Origin of the sequence: Mycobacterium sp. TY815, assembly GCF_030755135.1 — a bacterium.
Taxonomy (GTDB): domain Bacteria; phylum Actinomycetota; class Actinomycetes; order Mycobacteriales; family Mycobacteriaceae; genus Mycobacterium.
Window position 1 is genome coordinate 218,599 of sequence record NZ_JAUFRX010000004.1, and the last position, 26,492, is coordinate 245,090.

Sequence of the window (26,492 nt, forward strand, 5' to 3'; positions counted from 1 at the left end):
GAAGTGAGTAAACGCCGCAATCACAACAACGCTCGCTACAGCGAGCCCAGAATCGCCTGCATTGTCGTGATCTCCTTCTGCTGGGTGTCGACGATCGACTGCGCCATCGCAGTAGCAGCAGAATACTGACCGGACTTGATTTCGTGCTGCGCCATGCTGATTGCGCCCTGATGATGCTGGATCATCTGGTTGAGGAACAACTTGCTGGCGGCGACACCTTGCGCGTCTCGCAGGGCCTGCATGTCTTGCTCGGACATCATTCCGTCCGTCCCACCCATCCCGGGCATGCCGGGCGTTCCGCTTTGACTCGGCATCCCGGGCATGCCGGGCGTTCCGCTGTGGCTCGGCATGCCGGGCATGCCGCTGTGGCTCGGCATTCCGGGCATCCCGCTCTGACTCGGCATCCCGGGCATCCCGGGCATCGACGACGAGGGGGACATGCCACCCGGGGTCGTCGGCTGTCCCCACTGGTTGAGCCACGTTTGCAGCTGCTGAATTTCTGGCCCCTGCGCCGACTTGATCTGGTTGGCCAGGTCGATCACGCGAGGATCGATACCCTGCTTTCCGAGAATGATGTCGCTCATCTGGATCGCTTGCTGATGGTGGGCAATCATGTGCTGGGCGAACATGACGTCTTGATCGTTGTGCGCCTGCGAACCCGCTGGCGAACTCGAGACACTCGACGACCCGGCCGTCGTGGCACTGGATCCGGCCTGGTTGCCGGAGCTGCCGCATGCGGTGAGGGTCAGTAGCCCCACGACCGCAGCTGTAGCTGCGGAGGCGGTCATCGATCGTTGCACCATCAGGATGACTTCCTTTCGATAATCAAGAGAGCAGAGTCGTTTTCAACATACCTATACGGGTACACGGTAGCAGGCACGGGCAGGCGGCCCCCGCGGCGAAGGAGGTTTCAATGCAATCAGGTACCGAAACTGCGCGTCGGCGCGGTCCCCGTTCCGAGGGTATTTCGCCAAGGGCCTACGAGGCGTTGTCCGAGGTCTGGTATTTCGGCCAGCGCGCCCGTATTTGGGACCGTCTCGTCGTATCGTCCGGCGCGCGGCCGGGTCAAAGAGTACTCGAACTTGGTTGCGGCACAGGATATTTTGCTCGCCGAATCGCCCCAGTGGTGGGTCCTTCGGGAGTGGTGGTGGGAATCGATCCGTCACTGCCGTCCCTAGCCTATGCCGCGGCACATTCCCCGCCGCACTGCACGTTTTATCCAGCGCAAGCTCAGAATCTACCCTTCGCCGATGCGTCCTTCGACGTCGTTGCGTCAAGTCTGACCTTCCATCACATTGCGCCTGACCATCGTCTCGTGGCGATACGCGAGGCGCTTCGGGTGTTGCGGCCGGGCGGACGGGCGTGCATCGCTGATGTCTGTCCGCCGCGGATTCGACTTCTCGAGCGCGTTGTCAGCGCGGCGCACGGTCGAGCGGAGATGCACGACATCTTCGACAGACTTCGCGCGATGATGGCCGAGGCGGGCTTTACCACCATGGCAACCGGTCGCGTCTCGCGACTGTGCTACATCACGGCCGAACGGCCGCACGATCTGACCGCCGCCTTCGCAGACGTCTGAACTTTGGTACGGGCTCGTGGGTCGGTGCTCGACGGTGAGGGCGAAAGTGTCTTCAGCCTCCGCCGCCGCCGGAACCGGTACAACCAAGGCCTGCAACGGGGTTGAAAGAGTCGTGGCGCCAATTGCCATCCCAGTTCGGGTCGCACACGGGGTTGGCATGGGGCCCAGAGCAACACGCATCAGTTGGGGACGGTGCAGGTTTTGCCTCAGCGTTGACCGCGCCAACCTAGTCACCCCGCGCCCAAGGTCGCTGTGTTGCAACGGTAACCGCGGCAGTCGCCATCTCTGGCTTCATACCCAGGCGCTACCCGGAAAGTGGCCCGCCAAACATCGGCGCGGCTCCAAAGGGGCCTGACCGGTTGTGGCACCGTGATAATTCCCAACCGGAGGCCCCGTAACCGCGCCGACGCGGCCGTGCGGATCGGCGCGTCACGGGCACATGCCGGCCGGTAGCGCCGCCTCAAGGGCTGTCAAGGTCGGCGCCAGGACCGGCAATTCGGGCAGGTGGCCGGCCGTGGAGCCCGGATCTTTCAGTCCGGTCGACGTCGACAGCAAGACGACGCTCTCGTCAGCATCGATCCAACGTCGAGAAGCGAGCTGCCGAGCGGCAAGTACCGCCAACACGGAGGCGCCCTCTGCGTAGATGCCCTCGCCGGACGCCAACTCGAGCTGCATACGGACAATCGCGTCATCGCTTGGTTCTGCCACGGCGGTACCGTTGGTGGCCCGGATCGCCTCCACGCCTTGATAGGTGGCCACCCGCGCAGCGACCGAGAACGCGAGTGACTGCCGAGTGGGCACCGTCGGCTGACGTCCCGGTGGGGCTTGGAGCCCCTGCGCGTAGGCGCCAAACGGATCGACCGCGACCAGCCTGGGCATGCGGGTTGTCAGGCCGAGACCGATCAGGTCGGCAAAACCCCGGCGGATTCCGGATAACGCGTCCCCGTAGGCGGTCGGGACGACGACCACGTCGGGCGCTTCCCCGAGTTGTCCCCACAGCTCGTAGGCGATCGTCTTGTATCCCTCGACCCCGAACGGGTTGGAACCGATCGGCGGAGTCACTGCCCCGGATATCGCAGTCCAACCGAACGCCTCGACCGCTTGACGCAGTACCGACCACCGGTCCGGGCCTTTCTCGTACGCGACGAGGCAGGCGCCGTAGCCTCGAATGAGAATGCTCATCTCGCGCGGTATCGATGACAATGTGAGGACCACGCACCGAAGCCCTGCCGCGGCTGCGTAGGCGGCCACTGCCGCGCCGTGGTTTCCCGTCGATGAGACGACGACAGTCGATGCTCCCGACGCCGCCGCCTTTGTGACGGCCGCCGCCGCCAGCCTGTCCTTGAACGACCACGTCGGATTTCGAGATTCGTCTTTGAGCATGAGCCTGCGTAGTCCAAGCCGAGGCCCCAGCCGATTCAACGGAATGACGGGCGTCTGGCCTTCGCCCAAGGTCACCGGAGCGTCCTCTGGCGCCAGCGGCAGCAACTCGCGGTATCCGAAGATTCCTGACTGGGATGCCTTCCATGGCAGCGGGCCCGGATTGATCGCGTAGACGGGGGTTAGATTCACCCCGATACCTTCGCGTGCGCATCGCGGACACCCGAAGGAGACTCGAACTTCCGGCGCCTCTTCGCCACAGCGGGGACACCGGAGCGATCCGAGATACCGTGCGCTCATATCGGAGGGCTCCCGCTCGGTGGCAGCTTTGGCTATGCGTGCGGTTTGAAGCTGCGCAGCCGGAGGCTGTTGGTGAGCACGAATACTGAGGAGAACGCCATCGCCGCACCCGCCAACATGGGGTTGAGCAGGCCCGCGGCTGCCAGCGGCAGTGCGGCGATGTTGTAGGCGAACGCCCAGAACAGGTTGCCCTTGATCGTCGCCAACGTCTTACGCGAGAGCTCAATGGCGGCGGGCACCGCGCGCAGATCACCGCGAACCAGTGTCAGATCGCTGGCCTCGATCGCGACGTCGGTACCGGTCCCCATCGCAAGCCCCAGATCGGCCTGCGCCAGGGCCGCGGCGTCGTTGACACCGTCACCGACCATGGCCACCACCTTGCCCTGGGCCTGCAACCGTCGCACCACCTCCACCTTGTCTCGGGGCAGCACGTCGGCGATGACCTGGTCGATGCCCACCTGCCCAGCGATGGCACGGGCTGCGGCTGCGTTGTCGCCCGTCAGCATGATCGGGGTCAATCCCAGCGCACGCAGCCGCTCGACGGCCTCGACCGACGTCGGCTTCACCGCATCGGCGACCACCAGGATTCCCCTGGCCGTGTCGTCCCAGCTGACCACGACCGCGGTCTTGCCTTCGGACTCGGCCTGACCCAGCGACCCGGTGAGGCTGTCCGGTAGCTGCTGGCAGCGATCCGCCAGCAGTTGCCGGCCCACTGTCATGGCGTGACCGTCGACGATGCCCTGCACGCCCAACCCTTCCCGGTTGGCGAAACCCTCGACGGGGGGCAGCTGACCGACTTTGTCACGAGCTGCCTTCGCGATCGCGCGGCCGATCGGGTGCTCGGAGGAGTCCTCCAGCGCGCCCGCCAACCGCAGCACCTCGGCGGGCTGCTCATCGGGTGCAGCGATGACATCCAGCAGGGCCATGTTGCCGGTGGTGACGGTGCCGGTCTTGTCGAGCACGATGGTGTCGATTCGCCGCGTGGACTCCAGCACTTCGGGTCCCTTGATCAAGATCCCGAGTTGTGCCCCACGGCCGGTGCCGACCATCAAGGCGGTCGGTGTGGCAAGACCCAGGGCACACGGGCACGCGATGATCAGCACCGCCACCGCCGCAGTGAAAGCGGCGGCAACCGATCCGGTTGCCGCGATCCAGAACCCGAGTGTCGCCAATGACAGCGCGATCACGATCGGCACGAAAATTCCCGAGATCCGATCGGCCAACCGCTGCGCCTGCGCTTTGCCCGATTGCGCCTCTTCGACCAGCCGCGCCATTTGCGCCAACTGGGTATCCGACCCGATCCGGTTGGCGCGCACCACGATTCGCCCGCCAACATTGACGGTGGCGCCCACTACCTGATCTCCGGGGCCGACTTCAACCGGCACCGACTCACCAGTGAGCATAGAGGCATCCACCGCCGAGGAGCCCTCGATAACCAGGCCATCGGTAGCCACCTTCTCGCCAGGGCGTACCACGAATTCGTCACCGATGGCGAGTTGCTCAATCGGAATGCGGTGCTCGACACCGTCTTTGCGCACCGCGACCACCCTGGCGCCGAGTTCGAGCAGCGCCCGCAGCGCCGCACCGGCCCGCCGCTTGGACCGGACCTCAAAGAACCGGCCGGCGAGAATGAAGGTGGTGACGCCTGCGGCCGCCTCCAGATAAATGTTGCTAGTGCCATCGGTACGGGAGATTGTCAGCTCGAATTGGTGCCTCATGCCCGCCATCCCGGCGGTGCCCCAGAACAACGCATACACCGACCAACCCAGTGCGGCGATCGTCCCCATCGAGATCAGCGTGTCCATGGTGGCGGTGTGGTGCCGCAGGTTCACCCACGCGGCCCTATGAAATGGAAGCCCACCCCACACCACCACCGGCGCGGCCAGCGTCAACGAGAGCCACTGCCAATTGGCGAACTGCAGGGCGGGCACCATGGCCATCGCAAGCACCGGCACGGTCAACACCAGTGAAACCAGTAGTCGTTGCCTGATCGCCGCCGCCGGATCGGTCGCTGCGCCCGGCACGGCAGACTCGTCGTTCGTGGCCGGTGAACCCTGGCTGGGCGGTTGGGCGGTATAGCCCGCCTGCTCCACCGTCATCACCAGCTGATCGGGTGCGACGTTGCCAACGTAGTCGACGCTGGCCCTCTCGGTGGCATAGTTGACCGAGGCGCTGACGCCGTCGATCTTGTTGAGCTTCTTCTCAATTCGGGCGGCGCACGAAGCACACGTCATCCCACCGATCCGCAGCTCAAGATGCCGGGCGGTTTCCGTGGCGGAATCCATGCTCTGTTTCCTTCAGTCCAATCGCGACAGGTCGTCTTAGGGGACCAACTGGTAGCCGGCCTCTTCCACCGCGGCCTTGACCGCATCCAGCTCGACCACGCCATCGCTGTCAATGGTCACCCTGCCGCTGCCAAGCTCCACGTCCACTGCCGTGACATCAGGAATGCTGCCAACTTCCTCACGAACAGAGGAAGCGCAGTGCCCACAGGTCATCCCAGAAACAATCACGGTCAAGGTACTCATGCCGCTCTCCAATCTTCTGCCAAGCGCCGGATGATTCCTGTCTACCATACCCCCCTAGGGTAATCAAGGCGGCGGATGAAGAGGTGCACCCCGATTTCCTCCCCGCAATCGCGGTGTCGTGGGTGCGGCATGCGGTAGAACTAGCCTGTACCCGGTTTACCCGCCCACATGCCCCACCATCGATGCGGCGACGAAGGGACAGCAGATGGCAAAAGACCAAGCCGACACCGTGACCGCGGCCACGACACCATTCGCGCCAGGGACGATCGACCGCTCACTGCACCTGATCATCAACGCAATCGAGTCCAATCCGCACACGCCCGGCGCAGACGTCGATGTGACGCTGCACCTGCCAGGGGGAACTGTGACCGGTATCATCGAGCCCTGCTGGCATTTCGACCAGAAGGTCCTTGGCTACCTTCAAACGGTCGGTGGGGACCACAGCCGACAGACCTCCACCGATGGCAACTGTCCGAACTGCCCCAACGGGGGCGACCTCCACGAGTACATGCACCTGTCGCGAGTTACCTACCGCCGCAGTGGCGAGGAAGTCTATTCACACGATCAGCTCCGCGTGCGGATGTCTGACATCTCGTCCTGGGCCTTCGGTCGTTAGGCCTTTAAGGACCCGACGTCGCACAGGCCCGACGAATGGCCACGACTCAGATCGTGCGCGTTTCGACATCGCCTCACCGCGATGGACGGTAGGTCTCCAACTGTCGGCGGCGCCATCGCTTGACGAGCTCGCCGATCTCGTCCGGATCGTCGGCGATCACGAGCAGGTCGACGTCTGCTCCCGATACCAGTCCCGTCTCGAGCAGCCGATCACGAATCCACCGCTCCAACCCGGTCCAGTGGTCCGAACCCGCAAGCACGACGGGGAAGTTGCGTATCTTCTGAGTCTGTATGAGCGTCAGGGCCTCGAAAAGTTCGTCGAGCGTTCCAAAGCCGCCCGGAAGGACCACGAACGCCGAGGCGTAGCGGACGAACATCAGCTTGCGCACGAAGAAGTAATTGAACTGAAGGGAGAGGTCGATGAACGGATTGGGCTGCTGCTCATAGGGCAACTCGATGACCAGGCCTATCGACCGCACGCCGGCGTCGCGGGCGCCCCGATTCGCGGCCTCCATGATCCCTGGCCCACCGCCGGTGATGATGTCGAATCCCAAACCGCCCAGGCGCGCGGCCATCTTTCGCGCCATCTTGTAGTGCGGGTGATCCGGCGGCGTCCGCGCGGAACCAAAGAATGACACGGCATGGGTGACGTCCGCCAGGGCCGCAAAACCATGCGCCACCTCGTCGCGGATCCTGGCAACGCGGCCGGGATCGCTGCCCGACAGCGGCGGAAAGCCCGGCCCTAAGCAGGACAGCAGATCCTCATCGCACGTCGCGGGGCAGTCTCTTGATTCGTGCATTTGAGTCGATCGTGCCACGGCCGCGGCGCCGATGAAACTGAAGCGGCACAAGCAGCTTCGTCTTGTCGGCCTCGGGCAACGAACGTGTTCGCGCCCGTACCTTTCGTCGGTTGAAGATTCCCCCCGGCTAGGGCTGGTACCTTATGTCGACGGCCATTGACCGGCGGCCGGGGACGCATATCGCGGACCAAGGCCGCCAACGGACAAGGGATCGACGGCAAGGGTTTGAGAAGCGGCCGCAAGGGTACCGATTCGGCGACCACAACAGACTAGGAGCCGCGATGTATGCGGGTGTGGCGTGGACCCTATCGGTTACCGTGGCTGGGCTTGTCAGTGTCTACGGATTGCATCGCGTCAGTGCGATCAGCCCGAACATGCTGACAACACTGCCTTTTCAGTCAGGGTGGCCACCTGAAGAGCATGCGTTGTCGCGATATCACGTTCGCTGGTATCTGGCGACCTTGGTGTTCCTCGCCTTCGACGTCGAGATGTTGTTCATGTATCCCTGGGCACTGGTCGTCATCAAAATGGGCGCGACCGCCATCACTGAAATGTTTGCGTTTCTGGCAGCGCTGCTGGTGGCGGTGGCCTGGGCGTGGCGCGAGGGCGCCCTGCGATGGGTCTGACACGCCGGCTGGCGCGATGCGCAGCACGCCGGGCGCACGTGCTCCTTGTAGAGGCCCCTGGGTTCTGGGTGGTGCGCGCACAGACCGAACACCGACTTCGAGTCCGCGGTTGGTGCGTGGCTGAATCCCCCGCGGACGCTGACGTGTTGGCGATCTGCGGTACACCGGGACCGGAACTGAATGAGGCGATCGACCGGGTCTGGGATCAGATGCCAGGTCCTCGGGTTCGCGTCGAGTTGCCCGATTCCAGCGCGGTCGAATCGGCACTGCACCGTGCGGCCATGCAGTTGGCCGAGGTCGAAGTGCACCGCCGGGACGCGCGCGAGCGGGCGCAATCTCCGGAGCTGAACGGCAATGACCACGGCGAACACGAGCACCAGGAGCACCACGCCACCAACCACGGCGAGCACGAGCACCACCAGCACGGCAACCACGGCGAGCACGAGCACCACCAGCACGGCAACCACGTCGAGCACGAGCACACCGAGCACAACGCCCGCAGTCGCGGCAAGCCCGAGCACACGGACCACAGCGCACACCAGCACATGCACCACGGTGGGATGGACATGGCGCCGGCTGGGATTGCGCTGGCCGAAGGTGGCGACGACCGTGACGGATTGGAAATGGATGTGCTGCACCTTCGCCTTGGGCCGGTCCTGCGCTACTGGCCCGCGGGGCTGGTGGTGCGGTGCTCGTTGCAGGGGGACGTGCTCACCCAAGCCGAGACGTGGATCGCCGACAGAGAAGTCGGCGACCACGTTCCGCCGCCCGGACCGAGGGCCCACCTCGCGGCGCGACATTGTGATCATGTCGTTGATCTGCTGGCACTGGCCGCCTGGCCGGGTGCGGCCGCAATCGCCCGTCGCGCGCGGGACGAGCTGCTCGGCGAGGCCGACGCCGGGCACGCCGCTTCCCTGCTGGACACCCTGCACAGTAAACTTCGCCGCTCGCCAACGCTGCGCTGGTCGTTGCGCGACGTCGCATCGCTGACCCCCGAGGACTGCAAGACCCTCGAGCTGCCCACGGCCCTGGCCGGTGACTGCTACGACCGCCTCCTCGCCCAGGTCGACATGGCGCGGCACGCGCTCACGACGGGACCAAGCGGTGTCGCCGCAGCTGCAACCGGCGTCTTCGACGCAGTGCCTGGGCTGGTGAGCGGACTGGACGTCGGGGCCGCCCGGCTGGTGATCGCCAGCCTGGGCATCGACACCACACCGCATCCGGGCGGTCGCTATGGCTGAGGTCTCGGTCACGGTGGTTTCGGGCGCCTGGGCGCTGGCCGGTGTCGCCTTGCTGCTGTGCCTCGGCTTCTACGCGGCGACCCTCGACGTCGTGCTCACGGCTGACGGCGGCAAACCGGGCACTGCGCTCTACGAAGTCGCACGGCTGATGCGGCAGCGCCGCCGCACCACCGTGGCCGCCGATACGTTGCTGTGGCGCGCCGGCGGAGCGGGCCTGGTTGTCGCGGCGTCGCTCATGGTGACTGTGGTGCCGCTCGGGCGCTGGACGCTGGCCGATCTCGACGTCGGGGTCATGTGGTTCAACGCCATGGATGTCATGGTGTGGGCACTGGTGTGGCTTGCCGGGTGGGGTGCAAATTCCGCCCATCCCCTCGTCGGCGCGTATCGATTCCTGGCTCACGGGCTCGGCTACGAGATGCCGCTGATGTTCGCGCTGGTCGCCCCGCCCGTCGCCGCGCAGAGTCTCCGGGTCGCCGATGTGGCCGCCGCTCAACAAGGGCTGTGGTTCGCGGTATGGATGCCGATCGCGTTCGTCGTGTATTGCCTTGGGGTGGTGGCCTTTTCGGTGTGGGGACCCTTTTCCGCGGCACTGGGAGCTGATATTGCCGGCGGTGTCAGCGCGGAACTGTCCGGCGTGGATCGACTCGTATTCCAGGCCGGCCGCTACAGCCTCCTGGCGGCCGGTGCGGCGTTCGCGGTGCCGATGTTCCTCGGCGGCGGCGCCGGTCCGCTCCTACCGGCCTGGTCGTGGGTGCTGCTCAAGACCATCGCCGTGCTGTCGGTGTTCGTTTGGCTGCGCAGCCGGCTTCCGGTGCTGCGGCCCGAAAAGTTCTTAGAGATCGGGTGGATGGTGCTCTTGCCGCTCACGCTTGTCCAAGACCTCGTCGTGGCCATCATCGCAGTGAGATCGTAGTGAGGAAGTGACTCTCATGACTGTCCACATCGTGTTCGGCGTCCTAGCAGTGACCGCCGTGCTGGCCGGAACCGCGGTCTTCGTCGTCGACTCCATGGCCCGCGCCACCTACGCTCTGGCCATTTCGTTCATCGCGGTCGGCATAGTGGTTGTGCTATTGCAGCAGAACTACATCGGCATCGTCATCATCTTGATGATGGTGATGGAGATGGCGGTCATGGCGGTCTACATGGTCATGTTCATGGGCATGAACCCGGCGCTGATGCCCATGAGCATGGTGCACGACAACCGACGCGCCGTAGCCGCCGCAATCGGAACGTTCCTGATTCTGGCGTCGGGGATCCTGCTGACCGACTGGCCGGCGCGGCGCGGCGCACCGCCGAAGGATCTGACCTTCGCCCTCGGCCAGGAGTTGATGGGCCCCAGCATGCTGGCCATGACGGTGATCAGCCCGGTGATGGTCGCGACCATCGTCGCCGGCATCGTCCTGGCCGCCCGCCGCGGCCGCTATGACCGGTTCGGCGACAATCTCAAACGCAAACCCGCGAGCGATCCACAACCCGGCGGATTGGGCCGATGACGCTGCAAACCGTGCTACTGGTCGCCGCGGCGCTATTCAGCGTCGGCCTCTACGGAGCACTCTCACAGCAAGTCGTGGTCATGGTGATGATGGGCCTCGAGCTGATGATGAACGCCGTCATCCTGGCGGCCGGCGGATTCTGGTGGTTCTGTTCACCCGCACCGGCCGGACAGGTGATGGCGCTGGTGATCATCGCCGCCATGACGGTAGAGATGGCGATGGGTTTCGCGGCGGCCACGCTGCTGCACCGGGAGCGCCGCACAGACATGACCGACTCGGCTGCCGACTTGGCCGGGTGAACGGGGTGACTTCGACGACGCAGCCAGCCTTATGGCTGTTGATCTGTCTTCCGGCAGGCTGCGGCGCGGCACTGCTTCTCACGCGCCGCGGGGATCGGTTCGCGCCTGGAATATCGATCGCGGTGTCGGCGGTTGTGTTGGCGTTGTCGATCGTGGTCGCGATCACTCACCCCGCGGTCAGCGTCGCGTTCGTCGCGGGCGGGCAGTTCGGGTTGTCCGTCGATAGCCTGTCGGCAGTGGTGATCCCCGCGGTCGCGATGGTCACCTTCTTCGTCTTGATGTTCGCCGTGGCGGACATCCGCGACGCGGCGGGCCGATTCCACGGGTTGATGCTGTTGTTCGCCTCCGCCGCCCTGCTGACCGCAACAGCCGCCACCCTGCCCGCGCTGCTGCTGGCCTGGGAGGTGATGGGGGCAGCGTCGTATGCGCTGATCGGCTTCTGGTGGCGCGACGACTTTCGAATGTCGGCCGGCCTCACCGCATTCGTGACCACCCGCAGCGCCGATCTCGGGCTGTATGTCGGCGCCGGCGCGGCGCTTGCCGGCGGCGCGGGATTTGCGCTGGCCGACCTGCCCCAGGCAACCGTGACGTGGCGCAACGTCATTGCGGTCGGCTTGTTCATCGCCGCCTTGGGCAAGGCGGCGCAGCTGCCGTTTTCGTTCTGGCTTTCCCGGGCAATGGAGGGCCCCAGCCCCGTCAGCGCGTTACTGCATTCCGCAGCGATGGTGGCCATGGGCGCATACCTGCTGTTGCGTATCCAGCCGCTACTGGCAGCGACGGGATGGGCGGCCGAATGGGCGGCCTGGACGGGGGCCGTGACCGCGGTGTTGCTCGGTGCTGTCGCGGTGGCTCAACGCGACCTCAAACAGCTGCTCGCCGCCTCCACCGCGGCGCAGCTCGGATTCGTGGTGATGGCAGCTGGGGTCGGGGCGATCAGCGGCGGCGCCGCGCAGCTGGTCGCGCACGCCTTCACCAAGGGCGGGCTCTTCCTTGCCGCCGGCGCATGGCTGTCACTGTTGGACACCAAGCAGCTCGACACGCTGCGCGGTGTGGCCCGGCGATGGCCGCTGCTCGGCTGGTCCGCCACCATCAGTGCGGCCGCTTTGGCGGGTATCGCGCCGCTATCGTTATGGGCGACCAAGGACGGGGTGCTAGCGGTTGCGCTCGACCATTCGATCGCTCTTTATCTCGTGGGATTGGTGGCCGCCGCGCTGTCGGCGGCCTACGCGGGGAAAATCCTCATCACGCTGTGGGGTGCCCCAGCGCCGATCGGAGATTCGCCGAATCCTCAAGGGCTCAACGTCTTTGGACAGTTGCCCATCCTGGTGTTCGCCGTGGGTGCCGCCGTGGCAGGGGTGTTGGCATTGCCGCCGATCGTGTCGACACTCAGCGGAGTCCTCGACCACCGTTCGACGGTCCACCCGGCCCCGGCGGAACTGGCCACCTCGGCGCTGTTGGCGCTTCTGGTCGTGGCTGCGGTGGCGCGTTGGGGCGTGCCCGAGCCGCGGTGGGCCGCCGACTGGCTCGGTCTGCAACGGGCGGCGACCGCCGTGGTCGCCCGTCCCACCCTGCGCCTGGCTCACGCGCTGGCCCGGTTCGACGACGGCGTTCTCGACCGCGCCGTGGACCGGGTCGCTGCCGGGTCGCTGCGAGCCGGCCGGTGGGCCGCGCGCATCGATGACCGTCGTGTCGATGCCGCGGTGGAATCGCTGGCGACGCGCACACGTCAGCTCGGGGCACTGGCGCGCAAGCCGCAGACCGGTCAGTTGCACCAGTACTACCTCGCCGCCGTGGTGGTGGTCGTGACAACCGTCCTGCTTCTGATAGCGGTGAGGTGACCAGGTGCTCAGTTTGATCGTTTTTCTCCCGTTGGCCGCGGCAGCTGGTGTGCTTGCGATACCGAAGTCGGGCAAAGCCGCAGCCCGCTGGGTGTGGGTCGCCGTCACCGCTGCGGATCTGTCGCTGACGATGCTGGTGTGGGCACGCTATACGACACCGGACCCCAACCGGCTGGCTTTCGAGGAGCGGGCCCGCTGGATCCCAGGGGTCAACAGCAGCTACCACATCGGGGTCGACGGTGTGTCGCTGCCGCTGGTGCTCATGTCGGCGGTGATCTTCTTAGCCTGCGCGCTCTATGGGCTGCGGGGTCGCGACCGGCCCAGATCGCAGGCGGCGTTGTTCCTGTTTCTGCAGACCGTGAGCCTCGGTCTGTTCGTCGCCGCGGACCTGATCTTATTCTTCGTGTTCTTCGACCTGTCGATCGTGGCGATGTACTTCGTGATCGCCGGATGGGGGCACGGTAACTCCGCCCGCTCGGCGCTGAAGTTCTTCCTCTATACCTTCCTGGGTTCACTGGCGCTGCTGGTGGGCTTCATCGGCTTGTACATCGCCGCCAACCCGCACACCTTCGACATGCTCGAGCTGATCGCCGCCAACCCGCTGGCAGATCGCCCCCTGACCGGCGGGCTGGTCCTCGCGGCGATCCTGCTCGGTCTGGCGGTCAAGACACCCACGGTGCCCTTCCACACGTGGCTTCCCCCCGCTCATACCGACGCTCCGGCCACCGGCTCGGCCGTGCTGGCGGGGGTACTGCTGAAGATGGGCACCTACGGGTTCGTGCGAATCGCGATGCCGATGCTGCCACACGCCTGGCGCGCGTGGGCCTGGGCGATCATCGCCGTCGGCGTCGTCTCGGTGCTTTACGGAGCCCTGGTTGCATTGGCGCAGCAGGACTTCAAGCGCATGGTCGCCTACACCTCGGTAAACCACATGGGCTACATCGTGCTGGCGCTCGGCGCTGCCGGCCTGCTCTCGCCCAGCAGCGACCAGGCGCGTGCGGTGGCGGTCAGCGGAGCGGTCACACAAATGGTCAGCCACGGGCTGATCACCGGGGCGCTGTTCTTGCTCGCCGGGGTGTTCTACGACCGCGCCGGCAGTTACGACATGGATTCCTACGGCGGCCTGGCTGGACCCGCCCCGAAGCTGGCTGCGCTGTTCACACTCGGCGCGTTCGCCTCCTTAGGGTTGCCGGGATTCTCCGGCTTCATCGCCGAGTTTCAAATCTTCACCGGCGCCATCGCCGCCACACCACTGACCGCGCTCGCGCTCCCGGGCATCCTGATCACCGCAGCCTTATTTCTGCGTGCCCTGCAGCGGATCTTCACCGGCCAGACCCGCGGCCACTCGCACAACTTCCTCGATCTGCACCCTTCCGAAACCGGCTCGGCAGGAATGCTTCTCACGCTCTCGATCTTGATCGGCGTTGTGCCGCGCCCACTGCTGGATGTGATCGAGCCGGCGTCACACACGCTGATCGGGCTGGTGGGGAGATAGCTTGTGAACACTGCGATGCGGCCGCTGCTGATGCTGCCGGAGATGCTGACGTTCGGCGGTGGCTTGCTGGTGCTGATCGGCGGATCGTTTATGCCGCGCCAGCGACAATGGTGGGCCCGAATCGTCGCAGCCGCAGCGCTTATCGGTGTCGTCGTAGTCTCGGCGGTAGGAATCACGGCACCGGATCAGACAGCGTTCGACGGAGCCTTCGCCGCCGACACCACCACCGCGGTGGCGCGGATCACCGCCGCGATCGGCGTTCTGGTGGTTCTGGCGCTGGCCGGCGACGACATCACAGCCACGGCGCGGGAAAGCGAAACCTATGCGCTGCTGTTGTTTTCGACCACCGGCGTCATGGTGCTCGCCGGAACTGACGACCTGCTGGTGCTGGCCACCGGATACCTGCTGGCCAGCATCCCGCTTTACGGGCTGATCGGACTGTCGCGCTCGGGCCAGGCGGCCGAGGCAGCCGTGAAGACCTACTTGATCGGCGCCCTGTTCGGGATCACTTTGCTGCTGGGTGTGACCGTCCTTTACGGGATCAGCGGGGCCACCCGCTACAACGACCTTGCCGCACAATTGCGAGGCGCTCCGGTAGCGGTGGTGGTGACAGGGGTCGTGGCCGTGGTGGCAGGTCTGATGTTCGAGGCAGGCGGCGTGCCCGGGCACTTCTGGGTTCCCGACGCCACCCAAGGCGCCCATGGTGTCGCGGCAGTCTACTTGACGACAGTGCCCAAAATCGGCGCACTGATCGCGCTGTACCGCGTGGCCGCCGTGGTGCCGCACACGGTTGCATGGCCACTGCTGATCGCGATATTCGCTGTCGCGAGTATGACATTGGGCAACTTGGCCGCCTACGGACAGCAGGATCCCCGTCGGCTCCTGGGTTGGTCGACGGTGAGCCAGGTCGGCTACCTCCTAGTGCCGATCACCGTCGCCGGCCACAGCCGGCTGGCCCTTCCGTCGTTGCTGTTTTATCTAATCGGCTACACCCTGACCAACAGCGCGGCGTTCGCGGTGAGCACCGCGCTGCCCGATCGGCGCGACCTCAGCGCCTACCGTGGCCTGGCGCGCACCCGGCCCTGGCTGGCCGGGGCGCTGCTGGTGGCGCTGCTCGGACTGGTCGGCACCCCACCCACCAGTGTCTTCGTCGCAAAACTCACCACCGCCATGGCCGTATGGGACGGTGGTCTCGCGTGGTTGGCCGTGGTGGTGTTCCTCAACAGCCTGCTGAGCCTCGTCTACTATCTGCGTTGGATCGCTCCGGTGTTCCAGAAGCCCGAAATTCTTAGTGATTTCACCACCGGCGAATGGTCTGCGCGCACCGCGATTATTGCGGCAGCATTGAGCCTGGGGATCGGCGTTACGGCGGGGCCGCTATGGGACGTGCTCTCAACAGCACCACTGCGGTAGCCGGTGCGCCCCCGCGCCGACATCACACGAGCGCGCCATCCTAAACCGGCCGCGAAGGATCACCCACGCCGGTGAGCGGTCCGCAAGCAGTCGGCGATGGGTCAACGGTTAGGAGCGCACGAGTCGGGCGATCGCCGCCGAAGCCTCGGTGAGCTTCGCGTCGGCCTGTGCGCCGCCCTCAGCGATTGCCTGACTGACGCAGCTATCGAGATGGTCATCGAGAAGGTTTAAAGCCACAGACCGCAACGCGCTGCTGGCCGCGCTGATCTGGGTCAGGATGTCGATGCAGTACTTATCCTCGTCGATCATTTTGGAGATACCGCGGATTTGGCCCTCGACTCTGCGTAGGCGCTTAGCGTATGCGTCTTTATTCGCCGCATACCCGTATGTGGTTGCCACCTGCACTCCCAGCATTCTGGTCATCGGGTGGTTCACTTCGTTGCCGCGAGCTGAGCGTTCGTGGTCGGCCACCAATGACGTCCTCGACGCCACTATACCCGCCAGCACGTCCAGCAACGTGGCATTTCGCGCCACCAGCGGCCGAGATGGCTCCTGCGTTCGGCATTGACCTGACGCCGCCGACCCGATACCCGGGCCGAGGTTGTAGCCGCAGCTCAGCCACGCTCCCGGCGGCCGCTTGTGGCCCGTTGCGCAGCTCAGGTCACGGCCTGCCGGCTTGCCGGCGATCCGCCCCGACCTTCCGATTCCCCGCTTGCGGCGGGTACCCTATGGGGGTACGGTCTCGGCCATGGATAGGACTGCGCCTGCTGACCAGGTGCCGCACAGCGACACGGGCGTATTGAGAACCTGACTGTCCGCAACCCGTGACAGCCAGCAATGGGAAGGAAGTGTTCAAGATGGCGTGGCAGCGAATTCTGGTGAAGGCGGTGCCTACCGTGGTGACCGGAGTCGTCGGCGCCGCGGCCTATGAGGCCCTGGCGAAGGCGCCCTGGCGCAAGGTGACGGTCAGCGCAACCGCTGTGGGCCTTCGCGCCGCGCGCGCGACCGAGCGTAAGACCAAAGCTGGTGCCGAGCGTGCTCGGTTGGCAGTGGCCGACGTCCTGGCTGAGGCAGCAGACCGCATCGGAGAACGGGTCGAACCCCCCACGGTGGTACCGACAACCTCGACCTCGACTCCCAAGGCCGGCGATGCCTGCCATTGACACCCGGGTTGGTCTTGACATCTGCCCCACGCTGACCATCATCTCCCAGGGTGGCGGACGAATACGTGTGCGCGTCAACGGTTTTGACCTCGACGAAACACGGGCGGTCGCGATCGAAGATGCTGTTGCCAAGGTGACCGGTGTGCTGGCGGTCCGTGCCTACCCGCGATCGGCCTCGGTAGTGATCTGGTATTCGCCAGATGACTGCGACACTGCTGCGGTCATGTCGGCGATCGAGGACGCCCAGCACACGCCCGCGGAATCGGTCCCCGCACGCGCCCCCCACTCCGCGCGATCCGGCGAACCCGGAGTGGTGCAAAAAATTGCCGGCGGGATTTATCGGCTGTTGGGACTCGCGACCGGCCCTGCAGCCGAATCGGTTGCCGGCCAGGGCGGCTGTCATCAGCCAGCGGCGTCGTGTCACGGGGTGCCACCGGCAGACGCCGACGGCGAGCAGCGCAAGTGGCTGCGACGCGTATGGCTGGCCGTGCCGCTGGGGTTGGTATCGATGGCGGCGCCCATGGTGTTCGGCGCCTCCTGGGTGGGGTGGTTGGCCTTCGCGGCGACGGTGCCGGTGCAATTCGTGGCCGGCTGGCCGTTCCTGACCGGGGCCCTCCAGCAGGCGCGGGCCCGCACGGCCAACATGGACACGCTGATCACGTTGGGCACGCTGACAGCGTTCGCCTACTCCACCTACCAGCTCATCGCCGGGGGGCCGCTGTTCTTCGACACCGCGGCTCTGATCATCGCCTTCGTGGTGTTGGGCCGCTATTTCGAGGCCCGAGCGACCGGTAAGACCCGCGAGGCGATCAGCAAACTACTAGAAATGGGCGCCAAGGAAGCCTGCTTGCTCGTCGACGGCCAAGAGATTCTGGTGCCGGTGGAGCAGGTGCAAGTCGGCGACCTGCTGCTGGTACGACCCGGGGAGAAGATTCCCGTCGACGGCCGGATCATTGAGGGACGTGCCGCCGTCGACGAGTCCATGCTGACCGGTGAATCTGTGCCGGTCGAGAAATCGGTGGGGCACACAGTGGCCGGGGCCACCGTCAACATCGATGGGCTGCTGACCGTGCGTGCCACTGCCGTCGGGGCCGACACCGCGCTGGCCCAGATCGTGCGCCTGGTCGAGCAGGCCCAAGGCGGCAAAGCCCCCGTCCAGCGGTTGGCCGATCAGGTCTCGGCGGTATTTGTTCCCGCCGTCCTGGGCGTGGCCGCCCTGACGTTTGCCGGCTGGGCGATCTTCGCGGCCAACCCGATCGCGGGCATGACCGCGGCGGTCTCAGTGCTGATCATCGCCTGCCCCTGTGCGCTGGGGCTGGCCACACCCACCGCAATTATCGTCGGCACCGGCCGCGGCGCGGAAATGGGCATCCTGGTCAAAGGCGGCGAGGTTTTGGAAGCGTCGAAGAAAATCGACACCGTGGTGTTCGACAAGACCGGCACCCTCACCCGCGGCCAGATGCAACTCACCGACGTCATCGCCGATGACGGGCTGGAAACTGATCTTGTCCTGGGGCTTGCCGCCGCAGTCGAGTCGGGCTCCGAGCATCCCGTCGGCGCGGCCATTGTCGCCGGCGCCCGTGAGCGCGGCATCGAGGTTCCGACCGCTGCGGCGTTCAGCAGCCTGGCTGGCCACGGAGTGCGGGCCGATGTTGAGGGCCGAAGCGTGGTAGTGGGCCGGCGCAAACTCATCGAGGAAAACGGCCTGCGATTGCCCGATCGTTTGGCGGCAGCCGCCGCCGAACTCGAAGCCCAAGGCCGCACAGCGGTATTCGTCAGTTGCGATGATCGAGTGGTCGGCGTGCTCGCGGTCGCCGACACGATTAAAGACGACGCCCGCGACGTCGTGCGTCAGCTGCATGCGATGGGGCTGCGGGTCGCCATGATCACCGGCGACAACACCCGCACTGCGGCAGCCATCGCCGATCAGGTCGGCATCGACCAGGTGCTGGCCGAGGTCTTGCCCGAAGACAAGGTCAACGAGGTCCGTAGGTTTCAAGAGCAGGGCCGGCTGGTCGCCATGGTCGGTGACGGTGTCAACGACGCCCCGGCACTCGTGCAAGCCGACCTGGGGATCGCGATCGGAACCGGCACCGATGTGGCCATTGAGGCCTCAGACATCACCCTGATGTCCGACCACCTCGACGGTGTGGTGCGGTCGATCCAGCTTTCCCGGCAGACGCTGCGCACCATTCACCAGAACCTGGGCTGGGCCTTTGGCTACAACACAGCCGCCATACCCCTGGCGGCATTGGGGCTGCTGAATCCCGTCGTCGCAGGCGCCGCCATGGGGCTGTCCTCGGCAAGCGTGGTCACCAACTCCCTGCGCCTTCGGCGCTTCGGCCGCGACCGATGACAACGGACTGCTGTCCCGGCGATCCACAATCTCCTCAACCACCGCGATCGGAGCGGCCTGCGATCTTATGATCCACGATTTGCTGCTGCGCTGGGTCGTCACGGCACTCTTTGCGTTGGGAGCCACTGAATGCGGCCTACCGCTTCTCATCAGACGCCTTTCGGCCACCGCGGCGGTCAGCCACGGTCTACACCTGCTGATGGCCATCTCCATGGCCGTGATGGCTTGGCCGTGGGGCACACGGGTACCCACTCTCGGACCCGCCGTGTTCTTCCTTCTGGCGGCCTTGTGGTTCGTCGTGATAGCCATCATCGCGAACCGAACACGCTATCCCCGAATGTCCAACGGGTATCACGCGTTGATGATGCTGGCGACGGCGTGGATGTATGCCTCTATGAACAACCCCTTCCCCGTTCATTCCCCACACTCGCCGAGCACTCCGATGCCCGGCATGGATATGGCGGCGATGAATGAACAGGCGAGCAACGAAGTACCCACCTGGTTCACCGCAATGAACTGGCTCGGAGCCGTCATTTTCACGGTCGCCGCAGTTTTCTGGGTATCCAAATACTTCGTCGAGAAGCGGCACACCGCAACGCGTCTCGGGCCACTCGGCGATGTCGCGCAGGCGATGACAGCAGCTGCGATGGCAATCTTGTTCGGGGCAACGCTGTTCGCGATTTGAGCAGCGCAGCGCCCAAGCGCGTCGCCCTCCGGTTCGAGCCACTTCTCCGTGCCCGCTCCCCCTATTGTCCGCGCCGACGATACGGGTGCAGCATGAAACCAGGCGTGAGCACGACGTCAAGCGAATCTGCAGCAGTCCGGTCTCGGCGAGCCGGCTATCACAGAGATAGTTCAAGCGCAGCAGTACCGCATCCCGCCGTTTCCCGGAATACGCATAGCGGTCCAAGACGCGTTGTGCCTAGTCAGGCAGGCAGGAGGTCTGCATCATTTGCCTCCTCACGTTCCTGGTGGTGGCCGGCGCCGGGTGCCCGGCCACCTGTGCCGACTCGGGCGCACGTATACATCGAGGCGGTCCCCCCGTCCGGGGTAACGCTGTACTGGAAAAGGCCGCTGGCGTCGACCTGTCCAGTCACCGTGTAGCCAGGGCCGTCGAATGAATTGGTTAGCTTGATAATTCGACCAGAAGGCGTCGATAGGCTAATCGAGCCAGGTGGCCAAGCCGCCGGGCTGGGCGCTCCGGGGAGCCAGGATCCGCAGCGGGTCGCCGTTGCCGTCGTTGAGGAGCAGGGCCTGGAACTCAGTCGGGACCGAGGCCGAGTACAGCGTGAACACTTGGCTCCGCGACAGTGTCATGCCACGGGTGTCCACAAAACCACTCGGAGTCTCCTGCCCTAACGTGAATGAGAACGGCACGACGCCACGTTGGTGATCGACCACTCCGACAACAAGATCGGTGCGACGCCGACCTGGAAGAAGTCGTTCGGGCACCATCCGCTGCTGGCGTTCCTGGACCGCCCCGAGATCGCCGGTGGCGAGGCCCTGGCCGGGCTGCTGCGCACCGGCAACGCCGGCTCCATACCGCCAGTGACCCCGTCATCGTCTTGCAGCAAGCGCTGGCGGCGCTGCCCGCGCCGTGGCGACCCGACCCGAGTCGTGGCGATGATCCCGACCGGCCGAAGGTTCTGGTGCGCTGCGATACCGCCGGGGCCACTCACGACTTCGCCGACGCCTGCCACGCTGCCGGGGTGGGGTTCTCCTTCGGCTACCCCGTCGATTGGCGGGTGCAAGACGCCGTGGACACCCTCAACCTCGCCGAGGGCTGGTACCCGGCGATCGACACCACAGGTGGGCTCCGCGACGGCGCCTGGGTCGCCGAGGCCACCACTCTGGTCAACCTGAGCAGCTGGCCGCCCGGCACCCGGCTGATCCTGCGCAAGGAACGACCCCATCCTGGCGCGCAGCTGCGGTTCACCGACGCCGACGGCATGCGGGTCACCGCCTTTCATCACCGACACGCCCCCCGGCGTCGTACCCGGCCAGGTCGCCGGCCTGGAACTACGGCACCGCCAACACGCCCGCGTAGAAGACCGCATCCGCGAACTGAAGGCCACCGGCCTTCGCAACCTGCCCTGCCAGTCCTTTTGGGCCAAAGCCGCCTGGCTCGAGACAACCCTCGCCGCTGCCGATCTGGTCACCTGGTGCCGACTCATCGGCTTCAGAAACGATCCCGGCCTGGCCCGCGTCGAGATCACCACTTTCCGTTACCGCGTCCTGCACGTCGCCGCACGCATCACCCGCGGCGCCCTGCAGGACGCGGCTACGCATCGACCTCACCTGGCGCTGGGCCATCCCCATCGCAATCGCCTGGCAGACCATCCGCACCGCCTTCGGATAACCGCCAGCCCGACTGCCCACCGATCACGAAGGACCTACCGGCCCTGGAAAGCCCGCCCCACCCGGCGACACGGGACAGATCGATCACACCATCACACCAAAAACACTACCCGGCAACACAACTCGGAATCAGAATCAGCTCACACCATCCGATACGAAAAATCCGGGCTAGACCTTCATCGTTTTACCGCCTTGACCGCGCCTGATGAGTCCGCGCTGTGTTCGCCGCCGGCGGCGAAGAGGCCCCCGTCGTGAGTCGCCGATGCACGGTATTCGTCAAGGCAGCGCGGTAGAGGTCAGCGTGCCGGGCGCGCTGGTCAGGGTCGGTGATGACGATCAAGTGCCCCTGGCGGTTTGAACCCGACGGTGCCGGTAAGGCATGCGAACACAGTCCTTGATCACCTCCTGCGGGACCGGTCGGTCGAAGTCCATCCGCCGGCGAACCGCACGCGGGGTGGTCAGCAACTCATCTGGGGACAGTTTCGATGATGCCGGACACGGGTTGATCGTCCCAGCTAATCCGGGGTGAAGCGCTGATCCCACGCCCGACTCGACTCTCAGTTTGCCACCGCGCAACCGAAGTGAGACTGCTCGCCGAGGCGAGAAGCCGATCAGGACTTGACACTTAACCTCCTCGGAGGCCTAGAGAAACGAGATAGCCTGGAGGCAGCCGGGTCCCCCCGCACAGCCATCGACCGCCTCGGCCGCCCAGAATTGCCCGAGATAACCCGCACTATCACCGAACTCAGGGCCGGCCGCATGGCGTGTTGTCCTGCGGCTCGAACGGTACTAGGACCACCTCCGACTCCCTCCCGACACCCATTCACTTCCTAGCTCGGCACCAGTTACAGGACAAGCCATTTCGAACAAATCTCAGTGCGTTTCGGCCGGGGAGGGCCTCCACAGTTCCCGCAGCCGCGGGGTCGACCACAACTCCCCGATTTGCACCTGGCCCAGCAAATCGGCGAATCCCAGGCAATGGTCCTTATCAGCATGGGTCAGCGCAAATACCGCCAGGTAGGGCTTTCCGTCGACCTGAGGCAGGGCATCGGCCAGCCTGTCGACCACAGGGACTTCCGGGTTGTTGTCGTCATCGGCCTTGGCCATATCGTGCAGGTCGACCTGCAGCACAACCTCGTCGTCAACAATTACTGTGGTGCTGTCCCCGGTACCGACTGGCCAGAACACCACACCCCGCGACGGCAATTCGCTCACGAAACCCCTCACTCTTCTGGCGACCCGGACCCGCACCCTATGCAGCGCCTGGCTGCAAATTTGACGCTACCGGAGGGCACCGACAGTTCACGGGCGAACACCCCGCGGTCCCCCGGTGTTCGCGGCACAGGTTCGCGTAGTCGAATACTCAGTACAAGGTGCGGTCGTCGCCAATATTCTTACGCATATGGAAATGTCGGGTGACGAACAGATTCGTGCAGCGGCCGACGAGGTCGTACTCCTCGCTGAGGCCATCCACGACGGCGGCGGTTCCTTGCAACCGGTGTATGGGAAGCTCGACGCGTTCATTGCCGAGATGAATGCGGAAGGCATACAGCCAGCAGACTTTCTGCCGGCTGATGCCGAGCCCGGTCTCGGCTTCTCGCTTAGCGATAAACGCGGTGGCAAATCGTTGTGGGAGTACATCGCCGCCTCGTGTCAGGCGAAGTTGTGCGACCCGAAGAGCGACGAGCACAAGGCAGTCCTCGGAGCGTTAAAGACAGCCGGGGTGCCTTCGCTGGTCACGACAATCCTTGCGACACTGGGATTACCGCTGCTCGCGATTCCGGTCGTGATCACCGTATCAGCGGTGGTGTTGTCACTCGGCTTGTCCGGATTTTGCCAGTATCTTGATGCGGTGCCAGATGAGCCTCCCAAGGCTTAAGAAAGCCCTCGCACGAGCCGACTTCAAGCCGCACACCCTCACCCTGGGCTCTGACCTTCGCGATCTGGGCGTCTATCTGTCGCCTATGGCACGAACAGTATTCCACCTGACGTGGATGCACGGAACACGTGCAACCGTCGCGGAGATCCTCACTGCAGATCCGCTGCCTGCAGACGCCATGCGCTTCTATCGCTCGTGCTCCGACGACGAACGCATGGAAGTTCTCGGGATGGCGGGGTTCTATGTACACGAGATCGTGCACAAGATCGATTTTCTAACAACACCTTTTGGTGCGGGCTTCCACGGGCGCGCCTGCCTGGAAGCTATCGGCTTCCAGACGGATGGCGCCGCCCTGGTCGATCGGCTGCGCGCACGCGCCGAACCCGGGCCGTTGCGGAATCTCCCGCGAATCAGCTCGGAGACGTTCGTAGACAGCGGCCCTGCGGCACTTCAGGCGCGGATCCTGTGGTTCGACGCGCTTCGCGGTGCGCCCCCCCGCTACGTCGAGCGTGGCTGGGGGGGCATGGACACAGCTCTGCTGCTCTTCAACCAGGAATGCCCCAAGTTGACGGTGCACCAACAATTGGCAACGGTGGCTGTGCCCGGCGCACACGGCGTGTATCTGCGCCCTGCCACCATTCTCGAGAGCAGGGCTGTCGCAATTACCGCGTTGAACCTCTTTGGTCGCTTGGGAGCCGATCGAGAAGCCGCCGATCAGATTGCCAAGTACCTCAGGTGCTTCTACGGCGCCGGCACGGTTTCGGCCGACTACCGATTCCTGCTCGACCTTTATGCCCGGCTGTGGGGGGCAGAGGATGTCAGTGCGGGGATCGAAGCAAACGGCCCCGCCTGGCTACGACAGGCATTGCTAATAATCAGCGTCGTCGGCTGGTACTCCCTCCATTCACCTCCGCTGCTCAGCAGGCAGGCGTCGGCAATTCCAAACCCGGTGGTGCGGCTGATACATGCCATCAGGGGTATCGAGGATGCGATCAGGACGCAAAAGTCGTGGTCCAGTGGCGTCGCGTTGATGAATGCCCTCGATGCCAGCGAGCGCGGAGTCGCGCTCGAACTGCAGCCGGTCGCGACCGTCATGGACGACTGCGTCAACTACCTGGACACGGTTCGGAGCAAGAATCTCGTAGAGAACTCGAACCCGTACCTACGGGCGCACTTCGATTACATCTTCACCGTGCAGCTGCAGCAGCTCGGGGCACGCGTAGGCAGCGGCTACAACTCCGCGCTAGGTGTGCCGGACACGGGCAGCATCATCGACGGCTTTACGGGCGAGGCCGATATGGCGCTGCTTATTGAGGAGTACTCCCCGACGGACAAGGTGGTCAGGTGGTTTCGGACGCGGGAGAACCTGAACTTCCGCTACGCGCGCCCAAAGGGTTTCTGGGACGACGTTGAACAGATGATGCTGCGGCGAGCACCGTGAGCAGTGTGGTCACGACTTACTCGTTCCGACCCACCCCGGCACTAGCGGCGGAGCGCACATACCAACAAGCCAAGGTTCCCCCGCGAGCCTGGGAACCCCTCGGAACACGAGTGTCCGTGCTACGCCCGGCAACCAATTGAGCCAGCACGATACTGCCCAGCTCGCCGAGAACAACCTCGGTGAAGTGCGCCAGTCCCCCGGCGGGGGAGTAGCGCAATTGAATGCTGAGCAAGCGAACACCGTCATTTGGTGCCAGAGCGCTCAGGCTGATTCATCTGATGAATCAATCGCTTTGCACTCACGCCAATCGACTGCGGCGGAAAGCCCTACATAGAGCGCAATAAGAACATAGATAGTTATCGGCACAGCATTTAATGTTGAAATGCACTGTGACGCAGCATGTTAGAGCATGCTATGGGTTCAGATTGACATAATATCCGTTATGAGGCAAATGTGTTGCTCTGCAGATTCATCCAAATCGCCACGAATTCATTGGCTTCTATAACTCGGAATCATGTGATGCGTGTCCACCATGTAGGCACCCTCGCAACCGCCCGCGTTGGGCTTGTGCAGCGCACAACGAGGTGCGCGTCGCATGTTGTCGTGCGTAACCACCCTTTGCGCTATCACTTCCCGCCCTTACGGACGCAGATCAGCATTTTCGTCGATACGTCACTGTGACGAAACTGCAGGATTGGAGGCCCAAGACGGACGAACGTCACACCTTCGAGGTGCGGGTGAAGGTCAGCACCGGATCACCGGATCACCGGATCACCGGATCACCGGATCACATGCCAATCGCCGATACCCGGGCCGGCTGCGCGATTTGACCTGGCATCCCATCGGCGAACCGCGGCCAACTCGTTTGTAATGCTACGGATTTAAGGGAGCGTGACGGCCGCGGTGTCTATGCCGGGCACGTCACCCACAATCTCTTTGATCTTGCTGACCAGCGCATCTGGCGTCGACGGTTCAAATTCTTCGCCGTTGATCTTGATGGTGGGGGCCGCGCGGATATGCGCGGCCGCTGCCTCGCCGGCGACTTTGGCGAGGTACTTGCCGCTGTTGATGCAGTCTGGGACCGTGCCCACAACGCCGGCTTCGCGGGCGAGTTCGATGAGCTCCGTATTGTCGGGAAAGCTTGTGCCGTTTTCATCGGGCTGGATACCAGTGCTATACAGCGCGGCATGGAAACGGCGGAAAGCGTCGATGGACTCGTCAGCGACGCACATGGCCGCCGCGCCCGCACGCGACGGGTAGTTCTGATTGCGCACGCTATCGAGTATCGACACCGTGGAGTAATCGGCCGCAATGGCGCCGATGTCGATGAGATTAGAGACTGTCGGCCCGAAAGCGCGCTCGAAATTACCGCAGGCCGGGCACAGAAAGTCCTCGTAGAACGTGACCACGGCCTTGGGATCGGTGGTTCCCGGTCGGTTGACCAACTTGCTCGACCTCACCCGCACCGTATCGCCCGAGGCCCCGTGCGCCGCATCTCCCGTGACGGTTCCAGTCGGGTGTTGGGCAATGCTACGAATCCCGACGGCGACGACGAGGACGGCGATGGCTGCGATACCGGCGTTAACCCAGGAGGCGCGGACCCGCCGCTTCGGCCTCAACGACGGCGGCTGATCCGAGAGCTGGCCGCTGCGTCGGACGACCGATCGTCCTGGACTGCTGGTTGACGC

At 64.8% G+C, this 26,492-nt stretch carries 25 protein-coding genes and 1 pseudogene; 17 read left to right on the forward strand and 9 right to left on the reverse strand.

What is annotated here, in order from left to right; all coding sequences use genetic code 11:
• Window positions 1-35: 35 nt before the first annotated feature.
• A complete protein-coding gene (locus QXK92_RS30960; protein ID WP_306237986.1) occupies window positions 36-629 on the reverse strand; it encodes a DUF305 domain-containing protein in 594 nt (197 codons plus the stop codon).
• A gap of 284 nt (window positions 630-913) precedes the next feature.
• On the opposite strand from QXK92_RS30960, the gene QXK92_RS30965 reads away from it, so the two are divergent.
• Complete coding sequence (locus tag QXK92_RS30965; protein WP_065135598.1) at window positions 914-1,579, forward strand: class I SAM-dependent methyltransferase; 666 nt, start codon at window positions 914-916, stop codon at window positions 1,577-1,579.
• Between the two features lie 429 nt (window positions 1,580-2,008).
• Here QXK92_RS30965 and QXK92_RS30970 read toward each other — a convergent pair whose 3' ends face one another.
• The 3 genes from QXK92_RS30970 to QXK92_RS30980 form a co-directional block, all read right to left on the reverse strand.
• On the reverse strand, window positions 2,009-3,151 hold the full coding sequence (locus tag QXK92_RS30970) for a pyridoxal-phosphate dependent enzyme (RefSeq protein WP_231752332.1): 1,143 nt from the start codon (window positions 3,149-3,151) through the stop codon (window positions 2,009-2,011).
• Between the two features lie 140 nt (window positions 3,152-3,291).
• Window positions 3,292-5,544, reverse strand: a complete 2,253-nt coding sequence (locus QXK92_RS30975) for a cation-translocating P-type ATPase (RefSeq protein ID WP_306248256.1) — start codon at window positions 5,542-5,544, stop codon at window positions 3,292-3,294.
• 36 nt (window positions 5,545-5,580) lie between these two features.
• Complete coding sequence (locus QXK92_RS30980) at window positions 5,581-5,787, reverse strand: heavy-metal-associated domain-containing protein (protein WP_082986209.1); 207 nt, start codon at window positions 5,785-5,787, stop codon at window positions 5,581-5,583.
• 229 nt (window positions 5,788-6,016) lie between these two features.
• Between QXK92_RS30980 and QXK92_RS30985 the strand changes: the two genes are divergently transcribed.
• A complete protein-coding gene (locus QXK92_RS30985) occupies window positions 6,017-6,403 on the forward strand; it encodes a hypothetical protein (protein WP_133437411.1) in 387 nt (128 codons plus the stop codon).
• A gap of 73 nt (window positions 6,404-6,476) precedes the next feature.
• Here the strand turns inward: QXK92_RS30985 and QXK92_RS30990 are convergent, their stop codons facing one another.
• On the reverse strand, window positions 6,477-7,202 hold the full coding sequence (locus QXK92_RS30990) for a TIGR00730 family Rossman fold protein (protein WP_055581869.1): 726 nt from the start codon (window positions 7,200-7,202) through the stop codon (window positions 6,477-6,479).
• A 281-nt stretch (window positions 7,203-7,483) separates the two neighbouring features.
• Between QXK92_RS30990 and QXK92_RS30995 the strand changes: the two genes are divergently transcribed.
• The 8 genes from QXK92_RS30995 (at window position 7,484) to QXK92_RS31030 (ending at window position 15,607) form a co-directional block, all read left to right on the forward strand.
• Complete coding sequence (locus QXK92_RS30995) at window positions 7,484-7,828, forward strand: NADH-quinone oxidoreductase subunit A (RefSeq protein WP_055581870.1); 345 nt, start codon at window positions 7,484-7,486, stop codon at window positions 7,826-7,828.
• 116 nt (window positions 7,829-7,944) lie between these two features.
• Window positions 7,945-9,069: a hypothetical protein gene (locus QXK92_RS31000; protein WP_231752709.1), complete on the forward strand. Its 1,125-nt coding sequence runs from the start codon at window positions 7,945-7,947 to the stop codon at window positions 9,067-9,069.
• Window positions 9,062-9,982: a complex I subunit 1 family protein gene (locus tag QXK92_RS31005; RefSeq protein ID WP_055581872.1), complete on the forward strand. Its 921-nt coding sequence runs from the start codon at window positions 9,062-9,064 to the stop codon at window positions 9,980-9,982. Before QXK92_RS31000 ends, QXK92_RS31005 begins: the two co-directional genes overlap by 8 nt.
• A gap of 16 nt (window positions 9,983-9,998) precedes the next feature.
• Window positions 9,999-10,562, forward strand: coding sequence for an NADH-quinone oxidoreductase subunit J (locus tag QXK92_RS31010; RefSeq protein WP_055581873.1), 564 nt, complete (start codon window positions 9,999-10,001; stop codon window positions 10,560-10,562).
• Window positions 10,559-10,861 (forward strand): NADH-quinone oxidoreductase subunit NuoK, encoded by a 303-nt coding sequence (nuoK, locus tag QXK92_RS31015; RefSeq protein ID WP_055581874.1) that lies wholly within the window; start codon window positions 10,559-10,561, stop codon window positions 10,859-10,861. The genes QXK92_RS31010 and nuoK overlap by 4 nt, the downstream gene beginning before the upstream one ends.
• A 5-nt stretch (window positions 10,862-10,866) precedes the next feature.
• Window positions 10,867-12,699, forward strand: a complete 1,833-nt coding sequence (locus QXK92_RS31020) for an NADH-quinone oxidoreductase subunit L (RefSeq protein WP_055581887.1) — start codon at window positions 10,867-10,869, stop codon at window positions 12,697-12,699.
• Window positions 12,700-12,703: 4 nt separating this feature from the next.
• Window positions 12,704-14,194: a NuoM family protein gene (locus QXK92_RS31025; protein WP_055581875.1), complete on the forward strand. Its 1,491-nt coding sequence runs from the start codon at window positions 12,704-12,706 to the stop codon at window positions 14,192-14,194.
• Between the two features lie 15 nt (window positions 14,195-14,209).
• On the forward strand, window positions 14,210-15,607 hold the full coding sequence (locus QXK92_RS31030; RefSeq protein ID WP_055581876.1) for an NADH-quinone oxidoreductase subunit N: 1,398 nt from the start codon (window positions 14,210-14,212) through the stop codon (window positions 15,605-15,607).
• 108 nt (window positions 15,608-15,715) lie between these two features.
• On the opposite strand, the gene QXK92_RS31035 is transcribed toward QXK92_RS31030, so the two are convergent.
• A complete protein-coding gene (locus QXK92_RS31035; protein ID WP_055581888.1) occupies window positions 15,716-16,021 on the reverse strand; it encodes a metal-sensitive transcriptional regulator in 306 nt (101 codons plus the stop codon).
• Between the two features lie 443 nt (window positions 16,022-16,464).
• On the opposite strand from QXK92_RS31035, the gene QXK92_RS31040 reads away from it, so the two are divergent.
• The 3 genes from QXK92_RS31040 to QXK92_RS31050 all read left to right on the forward strand — a co-directional run bounded on the left by QXK92_RS31040 (window position 16,465) and on the right by QXK92_RS31050 (window position 19,811).
• Entirely contained in the window at window positions 16,465-16,770 is a 306-nt protein-coding gene (locus QXK92_RS31040) for a DUF1490 family protein (RefSeq protein WP_055581889.1), read from the forward strand.
• A 61-nt stretch (window positions 16,771-16,831) separates the two neighbouring features.
• A complete protein-coding gene (locus tag QXK92_RS31045) occupies window positions 16,832-19,126 on the forward strand; it encodes a copper-translocating P-type ATPase (protein WP_133450235.1) in 2,295 nt (764 codons plus the stop codon).
• 67 nt (window positions 19,127-19,193) lie between these two features.
• Window positions 19,194-19,811: a DUF5134 domain-containing protein gene (locus QXK92_RS31050; protein ID WP_055581878.1), complete on the forward strand. Its 618-nt coding sequence runs from the start codon at window positions 19,194-19,196 to the stop codon at window positions 19,809-19,811.
• Window positions 19,812-20,287: 476 nt separating this feature from the next.
• Here the strand turns inward: QXK92_RS31050 and QXK92_RS31055 are convergent, their stop codons facing one another.
• Entirely contained in the window at window positions 20,288-20,443 is a 156-nt protein-coding gene (locus QXK92_RS31055; RefSeq protein ID WP_156781195.1) for a hypothetical protein, read from the reverse strand.
• Window positions 20,444-20,775: 332 nt separating this feature from the next.
• Here QXK92_RS31055 and QXK92_RS34225 point away from each other — a divergent pair.
• Together QXK92_RS34225 and QXK92_RS34230 are read left to right on the forward strand one after the other, a co-directional pair.
• Window positions 20,776-21,039, forward strand: a pseudogene (locus QXK92_RS34225) (IS1380 family transposase); the annotation flags it as partial.
• Between the two features lie 151 nt (window positions 21,040-21,190).
• On the forward strand, window positions 21,191-21,739 hold the full coding sequence (locus tag QXK92_RS34230; protein WP_371934630.1) for a hypothetical protein: 549 nt from the start codon (window positions 21,191-21,193) through the stop codon (window positions 21,737-21,739).
• 618 nt (window positions 21,740-22,357) lie between these two features.
• On the opposite strand, the gene QXK92_RS31065 is transcribed toward QXK92_RS34230, so the two are convergent.
• The gene (locus QXK92_RS31065; protein ID WP_306248261.1) at window positions 22,358-22,699 is read right to left on the reverse strand and encodes a hypothetical protein; all 342 of its coding nucleotides are present in this window, start codon (window positions 22,697-22,699) and stop codon (window positions 22,358-22,360) included.
• Window positions 22,700-22,814: 115 nt separating this feature from the next.
• Between QXK92_RS31065 and QXK92_RS31070 the strand changes: the two genes are divergently transcribed.
• Together QXK92_RS31070 and QXK92_RS31075 are read left to right on the forward strand one after the other, a co-directional pair.
• Window positions 22,815-23,363, forward strand: coding sequence for a hypothetical protein (locus tag QXK92_RS31070; RefSeq protein ID WP_306248263.1), 549 nt, complete (start codon window positions 22,815-22,817; stop codon window positions 23,361-23,363).
• Window positions 23,344-24,804, forward strand: coding sequence for a hypothetical protein (locus QXK92_RS31075; protein WP_306248265.1), 1,461 nt, complete (start codon window positions 23,344-23,346; stop codon window positions 24,802-24,804). The genes QXK92_RS31070 and QXK92_RS31075 overlap by 20 nt, the downstream gene beginning before the upstream one ends.
• An 881-nt stretch (window positions 24,805-25,685) precedes the next feature.
• Here the strand turns inward: QXK92_RS31075 and QXK92_RS31080 are convergent.
• Window positions 25,686-26,423, reverse strand: coding sequence for a DsbA family protein (locus QXK92_RS31080; protein ID WP_306248384.1), 738 nt, complete (start codon window positions 26,421-26,423; stop codon window positions 25,686-25,688).
• Between the last annotated feature and the right edge of the window lie 69 nt (window positions 26,424-26,492).